Below are 16,652 nucleotides of genomic sequence, written 5' to 3'. Positions count from 1 at the left end.
CCCGTATCGCTCCCACCGAAAGCCGGACAGCCAAGAACACGGAGCACCGGGAATCCCGCAGCACGGGAGAATCGGCGTCCGTCTTGCGACCGTGGGGTCTTCGACAGATGCGAGCGCGACCTGCTCCGTCCGAGGCGCGCAGGCCCGCAGCGCAACTTGTAGCATACGGGGACGGCCAGGCACGGTCAACGCCAACAACGGCAAGACGGTGGAGCCCGGCATGGAACAGGCCATATCCTCCGATTGCGCACCGCGAGGTGGCGGCCGAAGGGACCCCTTCCCCGGATGCCACCGCCGGGATCCCGGCCCTCTCGGACCGGATCGCGACAGCGGCGCTTCCGCAGACGACACCCTACGCGATGGGCCTTCTCACCGTGACCGGCACCCCCCTCCCCGAGCCCGACGATCTTGACGAGGACGGCGACGACGCGGTAAGGAGGTCCGCCGGCGCCGGCGAGAGCAGCCGTGCCAGCCGCCACTGGTGGGACCGCAACGCCGACGAGTACCAGGACGAGCACGGCGAGTTCCTCGGCGACGACCGCTTCACCTGGTGCCCCGAGGGCCTCGACGAGGCCGACGCCCGCCTGCTCGGCGAGGTCGCCGGGAAGGACGTGCTGGAGATCGGCGCCGGCGCCGCCCAGTGCTCGCGCTGGCTGACCGCCCGCGGCGCCCGCCCGGTCGCCCTCGACATCTCCTACCGCCAGCTCCAGCACTCCCGCCGGATCGACCTCGCCCGCGGCACCGCACCCGTGGCCGTGGTCCAGGCCGACGCCGCCGTCCTCCCGTTCGCCGACGGCGCCTTCGACCTCGCCTGCTCCGCCTACGGAGCCGTCCCGTTCAGCGCCGACACCGAGGCCCTGATGCGCGAGGTGCACCGGGTGCTGCGGCCCGGCGGGCGCTGGGTCTTCTCGGTCACCCACCCGGTCCGCTGGGCCTTCCCCGACGAACCCGGCGTCGAGGGCCTCACCGCGGTCTCCTCCTACTTCGACCGCACCCCGTACGTGGAGGAGGACGAACAGGGCCGCGCCAGCTACGTCGAGCACCACCGCACCCTCGGCGACCGGGTCCGCGAACTCGTCGCCGCCGGCTTCCGGCTGGTCGACCTCGTCGAGCCCGAGTGGCCGGAGGGGCACGAGCAGGACTGGGGCGGCTGGTCCCCGCTGCGCGGGCGACTCATCCCCGGCACCGCGATCTTCGTCGCCGAACGGGGCTGACACCTTGCCACTCGACCGATCAGCAGGGGCGGCCTGGCGCGACCTGCCGGTCCGCACCGCCCTGCCCGCGCTGCACGAGGCGCTGGACGGGCCCGGCACCGCCGTGCTCGCCGCACCGCCCGGCACCGGCAAGACCACCCTGGTGCCGCTCGCCCTCGCCGGACTGCTCGACGACGGCCGGCCCGTCCGCCGGGTGCTGGTCGCCGAACCGCGCCGGCTCGCCGTCCGGGCCGCCGCCCACCGGATGGCCTGGTTGCTCGGCTCCTCCGTGGGCCGCGAGGTCGGGTACACCGTGCGCGGCGAGCGCCGCGTCGGCCCGGGGACCGCGGTCGAGGTGGTCACCACCGGCGTGCTGCTGCAACGCCTCCAGCGCGACCAGGAGCTGCCCGGCGTCGACGTCGTCGTGCTCGACGAGTGCCACGAACGCCACCTGGACGCCGACACCGCGCTCGCCTTCCTGCTCGACGTCCGCGCCGCCCTGCGGCCCGAGCTGCGGATCGTCTGCGCCTCCGCCACCTCCGACACCGCGGCCTGGGCCGAACTCCTGGACGGCGCGCCGGTGGTCGAGGCGCACGGTGTCTCGCACCCGGTCGAGGTGGTGTGGGCGCCGCCGCCGCGCGCCGTCCGGCCCGCGCACGGCACCCGGGTGGACTTCGCCCTGCTCGACCACGTCGCGGCGACGGTGCGGCGGGCCCTGGACGAACGCGAGGGGGACGTGCTCTGCTTCCTGCCCGGTGTCGGCGAGATCGCCCGGGTCGCCGGGCAGTTGGGCGGGGCACCGGCCGAGGTGCTGCAGCTGCACGGGCGTGCGCCGCAGACCGTGCAGGACGCCGCGCTCACTCCCTCCGCCTCCCGCCGCGTCGTCCTGTCCACCGCCGTCGCCGAGTCGTCGCTCACCGTGCCCGGGGTCCGGATCGTGGTCGACGCCGGACTCGCCCGGGAACCCCGCACCGACCACGCCCGGGGGCTCGCCGCCCTGGTCACCGTCCGCGCCTCGCTCGCCGCCGCCCGCCAACGCGCCGGCCGCGCGGGCCGCGAGGCGCCCGGCACCGTCTACCGCTGCTGGCACGAGGCCGAGGACGCCCGCGCCGCCCGCTTCCCGACCCCCGAGATCGCGCTCGCCGACCTGACGTCGTTCGCCCTCCGGGCGGCCGTGTGGGGCGACCCGGACGCCACCGGACTCGCCCTGCCCGACCGCCCGCCGGCGGGCGCGATGGCCGCCGCCCGGGAGACGCTGCTCGCCCTCGGGGCGGTGGACGCGGACGGCCGGGCGACGGAGCGCGGCGGGCGGCTCGCCCGCACCGGGCTGCACCCGCGGCTGGCCCGTGCCCTGGTCGACGGCGCGCCCGCCGTGGGGGCCCGGCGGGCGGCCGAGGTGGTCGCGCTGCTCTCCGAGGAGCCGCCGCGGGCGCTGGGGGACGACCTCGGCGCGGTGTGGCGCGCGGTGAAGGCCTCCCGCGACCCCTACGCGGGCCGCTGGCGCGACGAAGTCCGCCGCCTGCTGCGCGCCACCTCCGACGAACCCGCCACCGCGCTGGACGACGCCACCGCCGTCGGCCTCGTCGTCGCCCTGGCCTTCCCCGAACGAATCGCCCGCGCGAGGGTCGAGCGGCCCGAACCCGGCCAGCGCAGCCCGTACCTGATGGCCTCGGGCACCGCCGCCGAACTCGCCCCCGGCACCACCCTGGGCTCACTCCCCTGGCTCGCCGTCGCGGCGGCCGACCGCCCGGCCGGCGCGCACTCGGCCCGGATCCTGCACGCCGCCGCCCTCGACGAGGAGACCGCCCTGCTCGCCGGCGCGCCGCTCCTCGCCTCCCGCGCCGAGGTCCACTGGGACACCCGTCACGGCGAGGTCGTCTCCCGCCGGGTCGAAGCCCTCGGCGCCGTCGAACTCGCCGAGAAGCCACTCGAGCGCCCCGACGCCGCTCTCGTCCGGGCGGCCGTCCTCGAAGGCCTCACCCGCGAGGGCGTGAGCGCCCTGCTGACCTTCCCGTCCAACCTGCGCGAACGCCTCGCCTTCCTCCACACTGCCATCGGCGACCCGTGGCCCGACGTCTCCGATTCCGCCCTGCTGGAACGCTCCGAGGAGTGGCTGGAACCCGAGCTGTCCCGAGCCCGCCGCCGCGCCGACCTGGCGAGGATCAACACGACCGACGCCCTGCAACGCCTGCTCCCCTGGGCGAGCGGCCAGGCCGGCCGCCTCGACGAGTTGGCCCCCGAGCGCATCACCGTGCCCACCGGCTCGAAGATCCGGGTCGACTACAGCACCGGTCGCCCCGTGCTGTCGGTGAAGTTGCAGGAGCTCTTCGGCTGGAAGGCCGCCCCGGCCCTGGCCGGCGGACGCGTCCCGCTCACCGTGCAGTTGTTGTCCCCCGCCGGCCGGCCCGCCGCCGTCACCGGTGATCTGGAGGGTTTCTGGAAGAACGGCTACCACGCCGTCAGAGCGGATCTCCGGGGCCGCTACCCCCGCCACCCCTGGCCCGAGGACCCGACCACGGCCGAGCCGACCAGGCGCACCAACGCCAGGAAGTAGCCGGGGAGTCCCCGGTCCGCCGAAGCGCGGCTAACGCACCACGGGGATCGCGCCGGAGCGCCAGTCGGCCAACCGCCTGCGGATGTTCGGGCGCATCGGCAGCCCGTCCGTCCCGTCCGGCGCGAACCACGCCACTTCGTGGGACTCGCCGGACACCCGCAACTCCCCGCCGAGCGGGCGCCCGAGAAGGCAGACGGAGAACTCCTGGCGGACCTCGCCGTCGTCGTACGCGAAGACATGACGGGGATCGGTGTAGGTACCGACGATCCCGGTGATCTCGATCTCGATGCCGGTCTCCTCCCACGTCTCCCGGACAGCGCACCCGGCGATCGACTCACCGATCTCCATCACGCCGCCCGGCAGGGCCCACATCCCGTTGTCGGTGCGGCGCTGGAGGAGGACACGGCCCGCGTCGTCGACCACGACGACCGAGGCCGCCGGGACGAGGGAGTTGACCTCCGGGGCGTCCGGATCGTCCTCGTAGTCACGCCTGGCCACAACCACCCGCCTCCGTCGGCCGCCCCGGACCCACCCGGAGCGGACAGCCCGTACGCACGACTACCACGCCTCCGCCGGAAAGCCGAGCACGGACGCGCCCCCTGCCTCGCCGCCGCGCCCGCCGAGCACCGCGCCCGCCGGGGCGGCCGTGCCCCCACGCACGGCCGCCCCGGCCCCGGAGAGCACTTTGCAAAGCACTTTGCAAAGTGCCAGCAGGACTTTGCAAAGTGCTCTGAACCCCCGTTTTCCCTGCCTCGAGGGGACTTTGCAAAGTCTCACCAGACTTTGCAAAGTCCATCCGCCCACCCGCTCACCCGCCACCCACCCATGACCTGCGCACCGTCACCCGCCACCGGACCCGAGCCACCCTCAGATGGGCGCTCCGCGCAGGAAGTCGACCCCGTCGACTTCCTGCGCGGCCACCGAGTTGCATCGACGCCGTCCTCGCGGTCGATCTCGACGCCCGGGCCGACGCGAAGTGGCCCGACGTCCCCTTCCCGCGGGAAGTCGGCCGCTCCGACTTCCCACGCGAGGCGCTCGACCCGAGAGCGGCTCCGGCGCTCAGGCCGTCAGGGCGACGACGGTGGTCCGGTCGGCACCCAGGCCGTCCTCCGCCGGCCCGGTGCAGACGCCTTCGCTGTCGATCCGGCCGGTCGCCATCACCCCGGCCCCGCCCGGTGGAACACCAACTCCCCACCCACCGAAACACCGTGCGTCCAGCGCGGGAGGAGCCTTCCGCCGGCCGGGTCGACGAAGGGTGCCGCCCCTTCCTGTCGCTGTCGGACCGTCGTCGGCCCGATGGAAGAGCAGTCCCCCGGGCATGCATGCTTCCTCCTCGGCCGGAGGGCAGGGGCGCGCCCCGCGCTACGCCGTCCCGGAGGGCGCGGACCACCAGGTCGAGGGGGCCGCGACGGTGTACCCCAGCGACTCGTACAGCGGCCTGCCCAGCTTCGAGGCGGTGAGGGTGGCCGGGAGGTCCGCCACCCCGGCGAGGGCACCGAGCATGACGGCCCGGCCCACGCCGCGCGAGCGGAAGGACGCGGAGGTGGCGATCCAGTAGTGGCTGGCGACGCCGCCGGCCACGACGCTCACGCCGGCGCCCGCGGTGACACCGTCGATCGAGGCGAGGAACACGTCCACACCCGGGTGTTCGACCAGCGCCTCCGGGAAGAGCTCACCGGGGCGGTGGGGCTCGAAGCCGTCCAGCTCGAAACCCTCGATCACGACCCGCTCGGCCGCCCGGAGGTCCTCGGGAGTCCGGACCCGGATCACGTCCAGTGCCGGGGCGTCGACGGGGCCGGGCGGGCGCAGCATGACCGGCATCTGCCAGGTGCGCATGCCCAGGTGGCCCAGGTCCGTCGAGCTGAACGGGTCCTCGACGGTCACCGGCCCGACGGCCCGGCGGAGCAGCTCGCCCACCTCGGCGACCTCGTCCGGGTCGAGGTCGGGCTCCTGGATCAGGATCCGCAGGCCCGCGCGCTCGTCACCGGCGACGGCGAGGAGACCGCGGCGCCGGATCACCTCGTGTCCCCGGCTCCGGCCGGTCGCCGCCCAGAAGGCGGCGGAGTTGCGGGCCTGGAGCAGCGGTGCCGCGGCCGGGGAGGCGGGCCGGTCGGTCGAGTCGGATTCCATGGTCATCGTGCTCACGGTAGTACGAAACCGACTCCGTGACACGGGTTGATCAATGGTGGCCGGGCCGGCGCAGTGCGGCGACGCGCTGCGCCGGCCCGGCCTGCCGGGACGTCAGAGCTGGCTGACCCAGTAGGGCTCGACGGTCATCCAGCCGTTGCCCCGGGCACCGTTGAGCTGCCCGGTGCTGGTGCGGGCGAGGGTGTACCAGGACTCCACGTAGTCCGGGTCGTCGGTCCACCAGGACGAGGGCAGCGCCGCGAGGACGGCGTTGACCAGCGGGATGTAGGCGCCCTGGTCGGCGATGGTGAGCAGGACGGCGGCGACGGCCTGGGCGAGGGCCAGGTAGTTGGTGTCGCCGTCGTCCTCCATCAGGACGACGTCGGCCAGGTTGTACTTGTAGTTCGACCAGTTGACCAGGATCTGGTTCGGGTAGTAGGTCGTGCCGTCGTACTGGAGGTACGGCATGGCGACCGAGTCGACGCGGACCTTGCCGTCCTGGCCGAAGCCGGAGAGCAGGCTGAACATCTCGGCGGCGCCCTTGAACCAGGGCTCCTCGTCGTCGTTCACCCGGACGGAGGTGATCTTGGTGCCCCACCAGCCGGCGGCCTGGACCGCGGCCGGGGCCGACGCGGCGGAGCCGACGCCGCGGGCGGCCAATTCCCGCTGGAGCAGGTCGATCCCGGCGTTCAGCGCCTTGGCCGTGTCGATGTCGACCAGGTAGACCGGGCGGGTGGGCAGGGTGGCCGCGTCGAGGGCGCAGGCCCGGCCGGCGGTGTCGTAGGCGCGGACGGTGCGGGCGTGCTCGTCGGTGCCGGCGGTGGCCACCAGCGGCGCGGCGCCGGCGTCCAGGGCGGCCCGCATCGACGGGTCGGCCAGCTGGACCCGCAGCAGCGGGCCGAGGTCGGCGCCGAGGCCCTTGGCGGCGGCGACGCCGAGGTCCGCGCGGGCGGTGGTGGCGGCGAGACCGCGGGCGGCGGCGCCGGACAGGCCGGCGGCCAGCGGGGCGAGTTCGGCGCCGGCGGGTGCGGCGGCGGTGGCGGAGCGCAGGCGCTCGCGCAGGGCGGGGTCGGCGAGGGAGGCGGCGAGGGTGCGGGCCACCTCGTCCTCGATCGCGGTCACCTTCGAGGTGGCGGCGGGGGCGGGGGCCGGGGTCGGGGCGGCCACGGCCTGGCCCGCGCCGAGCGCGAGCAGGGGCAGGGCCGTCAGCGCGACAACGGCGCGCCGCAGGCGGGACTGGGACATGAGGGGATCTCCAGACTCGTCGGGTGAGGCGTCGGAGCGGTGGAGCGGTGGAACCGTGGAGCCGTGAGGCGTCGGAGCGGTGAGGCGTCGAAGCATCGGGAGCCGTGGGCGGTGGGGCGTCGGAGCGGGTGGTGCCGTGCCCACGATCAAGGACGGCGGCGCCATGACAAGTGAACGGCCTTCCCGACGTGGCATCAACCCCCCGGTGCCGCGGCGCCGGACCGGCGGAACCCGGCGACCGTCCGGCCCCACGGACACCGGCGCGACGGCCGGCACCCCGCCGCCGACGCTCAGGACCGCTGCTCCGGCGGGGCATCGGCGGCAGGGACGACGGCGGGCGACGCGTCCGCGGGCACCGCGCCCGCGGGGGCGGCCGGGCCGGTCCGGTGAGCGGTGGACGGACGAACCGCCACGGGGATTTTCCGCGCCGTTCGCCGGGCGGCGACGGGCTCACCCGCCCCCGGAGAACCCCCCGCCCGAGTTGGCCGAGCCCGAGCCGCCGTACACCCAGCCGCCGGACGGGACCGGGGGCTTGCGCCGGACGCGGCGTTCGGTGCGGCGCACCACGCGCACGCCGGCCGGGCCGAGCAGGTCCTCCAGGGACCGGTGGAGCGCGTCGGCGTCGGTGCCCTTCGGCGCACTGTGCGGGCCCTCGCCGCCGGTCGAGGTCACCACCGTGATGGCGAGGGTACGGGCGGCGGGCGCGGGGTCGCCCTCGTAGGGCTCCTCCACGGACTCGTCCAGCCGGACGTGCCGCAGGTCGGAGATCGGCGCCCAGGCGCCGGTGCGGGCACCCAGGACGAACCGCAGTTCGGTCGGGGCCCGGGCCGGGGCGAACTGCACCCGGCGGACCGAGCGCAGCTCGGCGACCGCGAAGAGCACCCACAGGACCAGCGCGCCGGACAGCCACAGCAGCGCACAGACGGTCGCCGCGGCCGCGAAGGTGGCACCGATGATCACCGCGACCACCACGACGATCACACCGACCGGGAGGGCGACGACACCCGTGGCGGGCAGGACCACGAGGGCGCGCAGCACCAGGAGCGCGGCGGCGGGCCAGGAGCCTCCGCCCGGCTCGAACACCAGGTCCACGGTGGCCCCGTCACGGCCGGGGCGGAGCACCTCGTCGGCAGGCATACCCGCCAGGGTAGGACCGCTCCCCGGCGCCGGAAAGGCCCCGGGCGTCACTTCGACGAAGCTCCGCCCGGGGCGATTTGACGGAACGTCAGCGCACCACGGCCTGACGGAACGTCAGTGCGCCGCGACCTCCCAGTTGACGCCGACGCCGACCGAGACGTCCAGCGGGGCCCGCAGCGGGTAGGCGCCGGCCATCTGCTCGCGCACGAGCGCCTCGACCGGCTCGCGCTCGCCCGGGGCCAGCTCCAGCACGATTTCGTCGTGCACCTGGAGCAGCATCCGGGAGGCCAGCCCCGCCGTGCGCAGCGCCTCGTCCACCCGCAGCATGGCGATCTTGACGATGTCGGCGGCGGAGCCCTGGATCGGGGCGTTGAGGGCCATCCGCTCGGCCATCTCGCGGCGCTGGCGGTTGTCGCTGTTGAGGTCCGGCAGGTAGCGGCGGCGGCCGAGCAGGGTCTCGGTGTAGCCGGTGGCGCGGGCCTCCTCGACCACCCGGTGCAGGTAGTCGCGCACGCCGCCGAAGCGCTCGAAGTAGGTGTCCATCAGACCCTGCGCCTCGGCCGGCTTGATGCCGAGCTGCTGGGAGAGCCCGTAGGCGGACAGCCCGTAGGCGAGGCCGTAGGACATCGCCTTGATCTTGCGGCGCATCTCGGCGTCGACGGAGCCGCCGGGGACCTCGAAGACCTGGGAGGCGACGGTGGTGTGGAGGTCCTCGCCGGTGGCGAAGGCCTCGATCAGCGCCTCGTCCTCGGAGAGGTGGGCCATGATCCGCAGCTCGATCTGCGAGTAGTCGGCGGTGAGCAGCGACTCGTAGCCCTCGCCGACCACGAAGGCCCGGCGGATCATCCGGCCCTCCTCGGTGCGGACCGGGATGTTCTGCAGGTTCGGGTCCTGCGAGGAGAGCCGGCCGGTGGCGGCGACCATCTGGTTGAAGGTGGTGTGGATCCGCCCGGCCGGGGAGACCGTCTTGAGCAGGCCCTCGACGGTGGTGCGCAGCTTGGCCTGGTCGCGGTGGCGCAGCAGGATCACCGGCAGCTCGTTGTCGGTCTGGGTGGCGAGCCAGGTGAGCGCGTCGGCGTCGGTGGTGTACCCGGTCTTGATCTTCTTGGTCTTGGGCAGCGCCAGCTCGCCGAAGAGGATCTCCTGGAGCTGCTTGGGCGAGCCGAGGTTGAACTCGTGGCCGGCGGCGGCGTGCGCCTCCTCGACCACGCGCTGGATCTCGGCGGCGAACTGCGCCTCCAGGCCGGTGAGCCAGTCGCGGTCGGCGGCGATTCCGGTGCGCTCCATCCGGGCGAGCAGGGCGGCGATCGGCAGCTCCATGTCGCGCAGCAGCCCGGTGGCGCCGACCTCGGCGAGGCGGGTGTCGAACAGCGTGGCGAGGTCGAGCACGGCGCGGGCCTGGAGCATCAGCGCCTGGGCGCCGGCGGTCGGGTCCTCCTCCGGGGCGTCGAAGGCGAGCTGGCCGGACTCGGCGGCCGGGGCCGGGGTGAGCGAGCGGGCGAGGTACTCCTCGGCGAGCACCTCCAGGGTGAAGGTGCGGCGGCCGGGCTTCTCGAGGTAGGCGGCGAGGGCGGTGTCGGCGACGACTCCCTCGATGGTCCAGCCGCGCTCGGCGAAGGCCCGCATGACCTGCTTGGCGATGTGCAGGGCCTTGGGGGCGGCGGGGTCGGCGAGCCAGCCGGCGAAGGCCCGCTCGTCCTCCTCGGCGAGCAGCGCCGGGTCGAACCAGGCGGCCGTCTCCCCGGCGGCGAGCGCGACCTCGGTGACCTCGCCGCTGCCGAGCGCCCACCGGTAGACGGCGGCCAGCGCGACCGGGGTCTTGTCGGCGGCGTGCTCGCGCAGCCAGGCGGCGAGGGTGCCGGGGTCGGTGAGGAGTTCGCCGTCGACCTCGACGCCGGGGGCGAGTTCGGCGGCCTCGGGCTCGGCGGCGGCCGGGTCGATGCCGTGGACGCGGTCGCGGAAGTTGGCGTTGCGGAACTCCAGCGTCTCCATGAGGGCGGTGACGGCCTGGCTGTCGAACGGCGCGCGGGCCAGGTCGGCCACGCCGAGCGGGAGTTCGACGTCCCGGACCAGCTCGGTCAGGACGCGGTTGCGCTTGACCGAGTCGAGGTGCTCGCGCAGCTTCTCGCCGATCTTGCCCTTGACCTCGTCGGCCCGGGCGACGAGTTCGTCGAAGGACCCGAACTGGTTGACCCACTTGGCGGCGGTCTTCTCGCCGACGCCGGGAATGCCGGGCAGGTTGTCGGACGGGTCGCCGCGCAGGGCGGCGAGGTCCGGGTACTGGCGGGGGGTGACGCCGTACTTCTCGGCGACCTTCTCCGGGGTGTAGCGGGTCAGTTCGGAGACGCCCTTGGTCGGGTAGAGCACGGTGACGTGCTCGGTGACCAGCTGGAGCGAGTCGCGGTCGCCGGTGACGATGTCGACGTCGTAGCCGGCCGCCTCGGCGGCGGTGGCCAGGGTGGCGATGATGTCGTCCGCCTCGAAGCCCTCGGCGGTCAGCCGCGGCACGTGCATCGCGTCGAGCAGCTCGCCGATCAGCCCGATCTGGCTGCGGAACTCGTCCGGGGTCTTGGCCCGGTTGGCCTTGTAGTCGGGGAACTCGACCGAGCGGAAGGTCTGGCGGGAGAGGTCGAAGGCGACCGCGAGGTGGGTGGGCGCCTCGTCCCGGACGGTGTTGGCGAGCATCGAGGCGAAGCCGTACACCGCGTTGGTCGGCTGGCCGGTGGAGGTGTTGAAGTTCTCCACGGGCAGCGCGTAGAACGCCCGGTAGGCCATGGAGTGCCCGTCGAGCAGCATCAGGCGGGGCCGCGATCCGGCTCCGCCACCACCCGCCGCGCCCTTGTCCGTACTCTGCGTAGCCACGTCAACGTCCGTTCCTGCCGATTCCACTACCGGCCACCGATCCTAGGGCCCGCCACTGACAAAAGGGGCATGCCGGGGGCGGGCGCCCCGCGGGTGCGCTCGCACCCCGGGCGCCACTCCGGTTTTCTCCCGCCACCGCCACTACCGCCGAGTAGGACGGTCGTACGATCACAGTCAGTACGACGACGCGACCCCCGAGCGGCAGGAGCTCCCCATGACCGATCCGGCCCCCGACACCGACTCCGGCGCCGGCACCGCGCCCGGCACCGACGCCGCGCCCGCCCCTGCGCCCGGCGGCGCCGACGCCTCCCCCCTCATCGACGTCCCGCAGGAGATGCTGGACCACTTCGCCAAGCTCGGCGTGGACCCGGCCACCTTCTCCGGCGGCCGGCTGGGCGACAAGCTGGGCATCAGGATCGTCGAGGCCTCGGGCGACCGGGTGGTCGGCACCATGCCGGTGGACGGCAACCAGCAGCCGTACGGGCTGCTGCACGGCGGCGCCTCGGCGGCACTGGCGGAGACGCTCGGCTCGGTCGGGGCGATGCTGCACGCCGGGCCGGGCCGGTACGCAGTGGGCGTGGACCTGAACGCGACCCACCACCGCTCGGCGACCTCGGGCCTGGTCACCGGCGTGGCGACCGCGGTGTTCAAGGGCCGCACCGCCGCCACCTACGAGATCGCGATCACCGACGACACCGGCAAGCGGGTCACCAGCTGCCGCCTCACCTGCATGCTGCGCGACCTCTGAGCCAAATTTCCGTCAAATCCCTTGCCCGCCCCCTTGTTTGACCTTCGACAGCACTGGGCAGTCGTTGGTCTGGACAAGGGGGCGGTGGCATGTCCGGCCATCCGGAGCGATGTAACCGTGCGTAACAAGCAGGAAATCCGAGCAGTCGAGGACCCCGGGGGGTCGGATCCGGTCGAGAACAGCGCCCGACGGCCGTCGACGTCCGATATTCGGACGCATACGCCCGACTCCAACAGCGCGGACACTCTTGTCCGGTAATCGGTGAGTTCAGGAGTCACCTGCCGTTCTACGCCTTACATGGCGCGAGTTGGCCCGGGAACACTGGGGTCCGGTCGAGCCGGTCGAGCCGGAACGACCACATGCTGAGACGACTTCTCCGTGTGCTCATAACAAGAGAATCACAGCCTCGCCGCAGCACTGCCAGAGCCGCCGACCGGCATCTAGAGTCACGGCCAGTCACCGCGCCACCGGAATGGGCCAGGCCCACCGCGCATCCAGGCTCCCGCCGTTCAGGCGCGGCGCCCTCCTGAACCGAAGGGGACCCCCCGTGCGTCATCGTTCAGCAGTTGTCGTGAGCATTGCCGTCATCGGCGCCCTCAGCCTCACCGCGTGCGGCTCCCGCGACGACAAGAAGTCCGGGGACAGCGGCCAGGCCGGCGGCTCCACCACCGTCACCATCGGCGTCGACGCCCCCCTCACCGGCGACCTCTCCGCCCTCGGCCTCGGCATCCGCAACTCCGTCGAACTCGCGGTCAAGCAGGCCAACGAGAAGAACGAGGTCCCCGGCGTCAAGTTCCAGATCAAGGGCCTCGACGACACCGGCAAGCCCGCCCCCGGCCAGCAGAACGCCACCCAGCTGGTCGGCGACAAGGACGTCATCGGCGTCGTCGGCCCGCTGAACTCCAGCGTCGCCCAGTCGATGCAGCAGATCTTCAACGACGCCAACCTCGTCCAGATCTCCCCCGCCAACACCGGCGTCGCCCTCAGCCAGGGCGAGAAGTGGGCCAGCGGCGTCAAGGCCCGCCCCTTCAAGAGCTACTTCCGCACCGCCACCACCGACGCCGTCCAGGGCCCCTTCGCCGCCGACTTCCTGATCAAGGACGCGAAGAAGACCAAGGTCTTCCTCATCGACGACCAGAAGACCTACGGCGCCGGCCTCGCCGCCACCTTCAAGGGCCAGTTCACCAAGAACGGCGGCCAGATCGTCGGCGAGGAGCACGTCAACCCCGACGACCGCGACTTCGCCGCCGTCGTCACCAAGGTCAAGTCCTCCGGCGCCGAAGCCGTCTACTACGGCGGCGAGTACCCCGCCGCCGGCCCCCTCTCGCTCCAGCTCAAGGACGCCGGCGTCAGCATCCCGCTGATGGGCGGCGACGGCATCCAGAGCGGCGACTTCATCAAGCTCAACCCCAAGGGCCAGGGCGACTACGCCACCGCCGTCGGCCTGCCCGTCGAGCAGCTGCCGACCGCCGCCAAGTTCATCGCCGACTACAAGGCCGCCGGCTACAAGGACGCCTACGAGACCTACGGCGGCTACTCCTACGACAGCGCCTGGGCCATCATCCAGGGCGTCAAGGCCGTCGTCACCGCCAACAACGGCAAGCTGCCCGACAGCCCCCGCGCCAAGGTCGTCGAAGCCGTCCAGAAGGTCTCCTTCGAAGGCGTGACCGGCAAGGTCTCCTTCGACGAGTACGGCGACACCACCAACAAGCAGCTCACCGTCTACACCGTCAAGGACGGCAAGTGGGCCGTGGAGAAGTCCGGCACGTTCAGCGGCTGACCCTCACCTGATCCCGGATCAGGAACGCCACAGCACACCGGAGTTACCGCGCGGGGGCGCCACGAGTGCCCCCGCGCGCACCCACATCCACCACCCACGCGGACACCCCACACGCACAACGGAGGCCCAGCGGTGCACGACCTACCGCAGCAGCTGGCCAACGGCCTGATCCTCGGCGCCCTCTACGGCCTCGTCGCGATCGGCTACACGATGGTCTACGGCATCGTCCAGCTCATCAACTTCGCCCACGGCGAGATCGTCATGGTCGGCGGCTTCGGCGCCCTGACCGCCTACCTCGCCCTCCCCGGCGGCACCACCCTGTGGCTGGCCCTACCGCTGATGCTGATCGCCGGCATCCTGGTCTCCACCCTCACCGCCGTCGCCGCCGAGCGCTTCGCCTACCGGCCACTGCGCTCCGCCCCCCGGCTCGCCCCCCTCATCACCGCGATCGGCCTGTCCATCGCCCTGCAGCAGCTCGTCTTCGCCTTCTACCCCGACGCCAAGAAGGCCCGGGTCTTCCCGAAGATCCCCGGCGACCCCTTCGAGATCGGCTCCGTCGCCATCCAGCGCAGCGACATCTTCCTCCTCGTCGCCGCCCCGCTCTGCATGCTCGCCCTCGGCTGGTTCGTCACCCGCACCCGCTCCGGCCGCGCCATGCAGGCCACCAGCCAGGACCCCGACACCGCCAAGCTGATGGGCATCGACACCGACCGGATCATCGTCATGGCCTTCGCCATCGGCGCCGCCTTCGCCGCCGTCGCCGCCGTCGCCTACGGCCTGCGCAGCGGCCAGGTCGACTTCCGGATGGGCTTCCTGCTCGGCCTCAAGGCCTTCACCGCCGCCGTCCTCGGCGGCATCGGCAACATCTACGGCGCCATGCTCGGCGGCATCACCCTCGGCCTCGCCGAAGCCCTCGCCACCGGCTACATCCAGCACCTGCCCGGCATGCACCTCTTCGGAGGCGGCGCCTGGAAGGACGTCTGGGCCTTCGTACTCCTCATCGTCGTCCTGCTCGTCCGGCCCCAGGGGCTGCTCGGCGCGCGCGTCTCGGACAGGGTGTGAGCACCATGACCACCAGCAGCACCGAGACCACCCCGGTCATCGCCCTCCCCGGCCGCACCGCCGCCCTCCTCACCGGCCTCGGCGCCACCGCCACCGCCGCCTCCGCCCTGATGGCCTGGACCTGGACCTCCGACTACCCCGGCGACCTCACCTACTACGGCTCCCCCGCCGGCCTCCAGTGGCTCGCCCTCACCGCCGGACTCGCCACCCTCGTCCTCCTCCTCGCCACCCAGGGCGTCCCCGGCCTGCGCTGGGCCGCACCCCGCCGCAGCAACAACGCCGTCGTCCTCGCCGCCGCCGGCGCCGTCGCCGTCGGCTGGTTCTCGGTGATCTCCATCTCCACCGACCTCGGCGGCCTCGCCAACCTCGAACCCGGCGGCTGGGTCCTCGCCGCCGGCTCCCTGCTCGCCCTCGCCGGCTCCCTCGGCCTGCCGCTCGACCGACGCACCGCCGTCCCGCTGCGCATCCTCGACCGGCGACTGTTCCTCCTCGTCCCGATCGCCCCCCTCGTCTGGGTCGCCACCCACGCGATCCCCGAGGACAAGCCGGTCGCCCCCGTACTCACCGCCCTCGCCGGCGGCCTCGCCATCGCCACCGGCGCCGTCCTCCTGCTCCAGCTCGGCCACGCCGCCAACAGCTGGCTGCGACTCGGCACCGTCCACCGGCCGCTGCCCGCCCCGCGCGAACTGCCGTCCTGGGTCGAGGTCGCCCTCATCGTGGTCGCCTTCGCCATCGCCCTGTTCGCCATCACCTTCGGCATCGACACCGAGTACGGCGAACTCTTCACCGGCTACCTGCTGCTCGCCGCCTCCGTCGTCGCCGCGTTCGGCCGCTCCGGCCTGCTGCCCCGGCTCCGCGCCCTCACCGTCAAGTACCAGACCGTCACCACCGGCGCCGCCTTCGCCGCCGCCGCCAGCTTCCCCTTCACCCAGACCAGCGACCAGTACACCTCCGTCGCCACCAACATCCTGATCTTCGCCACCGTCGCCCTCGGCCTGAACATCGTCGTCGGCCTGGCCGGCCTGCTCGACCTCGGCTACGTCGCCTTCCTCGGCGTCGGCGCCTACAGCGCCGCCCTCGTCTCCGGCTCCCCCGCCTCGCCGATCCACGTCCAGTTCCCCTTCTGGGGCGCCATGCTCACCGGCGCCGTCGTCTCCATGGTCTTCGGCGTCGTCATCGGCGCCCCGACCCTGCGACTGCGCGGCGACTACCTCGCCATCGTCACCCTCGGCTTCGGCGAGATCTTCCGCATCACCATGCTCAACCTCAACGGCACCACCGGCCCGAAGATCACCAACGGCTCCAACGGCATCCCCCGGATCCCCGACCTCGAAATCCTCGGCTGGAACCTCGGCAAGCCCACCACCGTCTTCGGCATCGAACTCGGCCGGTTCTCCAACTACTACCTGCTGATGCTCGCCGTCACCGCCCTCGTCGTCCTCGTCTTCGCCCGCGTCGGCAACTCCCGCATCGGCCGCGCCTGGGTCGCCATCCGCGAGGACGAGACCGCCGCCGAAGCCATGGGCATCAACGGCTTCCGCCTCAAGCTCCTCGCCTTCGCCCTCGGCGCCTGCCTCGCCGGCCTCGCCGGCACCGTCCAGGCCCACGTCAGCTACACCGTCACCCCCGACCAGTACACCTTCGCCGAAGCCCTCCCCCCCAACTCCGCCTTCCTGCTCGCCGCCGTCATCCTCGGCGGCATGGGCACCATCAGCGGACCCCTGGCCGGCGCCACCCTGCTCTTCCTCATCCCGAAGAAGCTCGAATTCCTCGCCGACTACCAACTGCTCGCCTTCGGCATCGCCCTCATCGTCCTCATGCGGGTCCGCCCCGAAGGCCTCATCCCCAACCGGCGCCGCCAACTCGAATTCCACGAGGCCGACGCCGACATCCCGGCACAGGCCACCGGCGACACCGTCGCCCTCTCCAAGGCAGGGGCGTGAC

At 73.1% G+C, this 16,652-nt stretch carries 11 protein-coding genes; 6 read left to right on the top strand and 5 right to left on the bottom strand.

Annotated elements, in window-relative coordinates; genetic code table 11:
- Window positions 1-359: 359 nt before the first annotated feature.
- Complete coding sequence (locus tag ACIPYS_RS02770; RefSeq protein ID WP_400742200.1) at window positions 360-1,214, top strand: class I SAM-dependent methyltransferase; 855 nt, start codon at window positions 360-362, stop codon at window positions 1,212-1,214.
- Window positions 1,215-1,218: 4 nt separating this feature from the next.
- Window positions 1,219-3,747 (top strand): ATP-dependent helicase HrpB, encoded by a 2,529-nt coding sequence (hrpB, locus tag ACIPYS_RS02765; protein ID WP_400742197.1) that lies wholly within the window; start codon window positions 1,219-1,221, stop codon window positions 3,745-3,747.
- A gap of 30 nt (window positions 3,748-3,777) precedes the next feature.
- Here the strand turns inward: hrpB and ACIPYS_RS02760 are convergent, their stop codons facing one another.
- From ACIPYS_RS02760 to polA, 5 genes are all read right to left on the bottom strand, one after another.
- On the bottom strand, window positions 3,778-4,245 hold the full coding sequence (locus tag ACIPYS_RS02760) for an NUDIX domain-containing protein (RefSeq protein ID WP_093862455.1): 468 nt from the start codon (window positions 4,243-4,245) through the stop codon (window positions 3,778-3,780).
- An 864-nt stretch (window positions 4,246-5,109) separates the two neighbouring features.
- On the bottom strand, window positions 5,110-5,883 hold the full coding sequence (locus ACIPYS_RS02755; RefSeq protein ID WP_400742193.1) for a GNAT family N-acetyltransferase: 774 nt from the start codon (window positions 5,881-5,883) through the stop codon (window positions 5,110-5,112).
- A gap of 105 nt (window positions 5,884-5,988) precedes the next feature.
- Window positions 5,989-7,119: a DUF3103 family protein gene (locus ACIPYS_RS02750; RefSeq protein WP_400742190.1), complete on the bottom strand. Its 1,131-nt coding sequence runs from the start codon at window positions 7,117-7,119 to the stop codon at window positions 5,989-5,991.
- Window positions 7,120-7,569: 450 nt separating this feature from the next.
- Window positions 7,570-8,256, bottom strand: coding sequence for a hypothetical protein (locus ACIPYS_RS02745; protein WP_400742187.1), 687 nt, complete (start codon window positions 8,254-8,256; stop codon window positions 7,570-7,572).
- 114 nt (window positions 8,257-8,370) lie between these two features.
- A complete protein-coding gene (gene polA / locus ACIPYS_RS02740) occupies window positions 8,371-11,052 on the bottom strand; it encodes a DNA polymerase I (RefSeq protein ID WP_400742846.1) in 2,682 nt (893 codons plus the stop codon).
- Between the two features lie 400 nt (window positions 11,053-11,452).
- Here polA and ACIPYS_RS02735 point away from each other — a divergent pair, with 400 nt between their 5' ends.
- From ACIPYS_RS02735 to ACIPYS_RS02720, 4 genes are all read left to right on the top strand, one after another.
- Window positions 11,453-11,866, top strand: a complete 414-nt coding sequence (locus ACIPYS_RS02735; RefSeq protein WP_045940274.1) for a PaaI family thioesterase — start codon at window positions 11,453-11,455, stop codon at window positions 11,864-11,866.
- Between the two features lie 547 nt (window positions 11,867-12,413).
- A complete protein-coding gene (locus ACIPYS_RS02730) occupies window positions 12,414-13,646 on the top strand; it encodes a branched-chain amino acid ABC transporter substrate-binding protein (protein WP_093862449.1) in 1,233 nt (410 codons plus the stop codon).
- A 132-nt stretch (window positions 13,647-13,778) separates the two neighbouring features.
- Complete coding sequence (locus ACIPYS_RS02725) at window positions 13,779-14,708, top strand: branched-chain amino acid ABC transporter permease (protein WP_093862448.1); 930 nt, start codon at window positions 13,779-13,781, stop codon at window positions 14,706-14,708.
- A gap of 5 nt (window positions 14,709-14,713) precedes the next feature.
- Complete coding sequence (locus ACIPYS_RS02720) at window positions 14,714-16,651, top strand: branched-chain amino acid ABC transporter permease (RefSeq protein WP_400742182.1); 1,938 nt, start codon at window positions 14,714-14,716, stop codon at window positions 16,649-16,651.
- Window position 16,652: the final 1 nt, after the last annotated feature.

Source organism: Kitasatospora sp. NPDC089913 (genome assembly GCF_044748625.1).
Taxonomy (GTDB): domain Bacteria; phylum Actinomycetota; class Actinomycetes; order Streptomycetales; family Streptomycetaceae; genus Kitasatospora.
The sequence above is the reverse complement of the archived record's forward strand: the minus strand, read 5'-3'. Positions and strand labels throughout refer to the sequence as shown.

Excerpts from the sequence above, each read along its gene's own strand:
- polA (WP_400742846.1), bottom strand. The coding sequence starts at position 11,052 with ATGCTGCTCGACGGGCACTCCATGGCCTACCGGGCGTTCTACGCGCTG.
- ACIPYS_RS02755 (WP_400742193.1), bottom strand. The coding sequence starts at position 5,883 with ATGACCATGGAATCCGACTCGACCGACCGGCCCGCCTCCCCGGCCGCG.
- ACIPYS_RS02745 (WP_400742187.1), bottom strand. The coding sequence starts at position 8,256 with ATGCCTGCCGACGAGGTGCTCCGCCCCGGCCGTGACGGGGCCACCGTG.
- ACIPYS_RS02735 (WP_045940274.1), top strand. The coding sequence starts at position 11,453 with ATGCTGGACCACTTCGCCAAGCTCGGCGTGGACCCGGCCACCTTCTCC.
- ACIPYS_RS02750 (WP_400742190.1), bottom strand. The coding sequence starts at position 7,119 with ATGTCCCAGTCCCGCCTGCGGCGCGCCGTTGTCGCGCTGACGGCCCTG.
- ACIPYS_RS02770 (WP_400742200.1), top strand. The coding sequence starts at position 360 with ATGGGCCTTCTCACCGTGACCGGCACCCCCCTCCCCGAGCCCGACGAT.
- ACIPYS_RS02720 (WP_400742182.1), top strand. The coding sequence starts at position 14,714 with ATGACCACCAGCAGCACCGAGACCACCCCGGTCATCGCCCTCCCCGGC.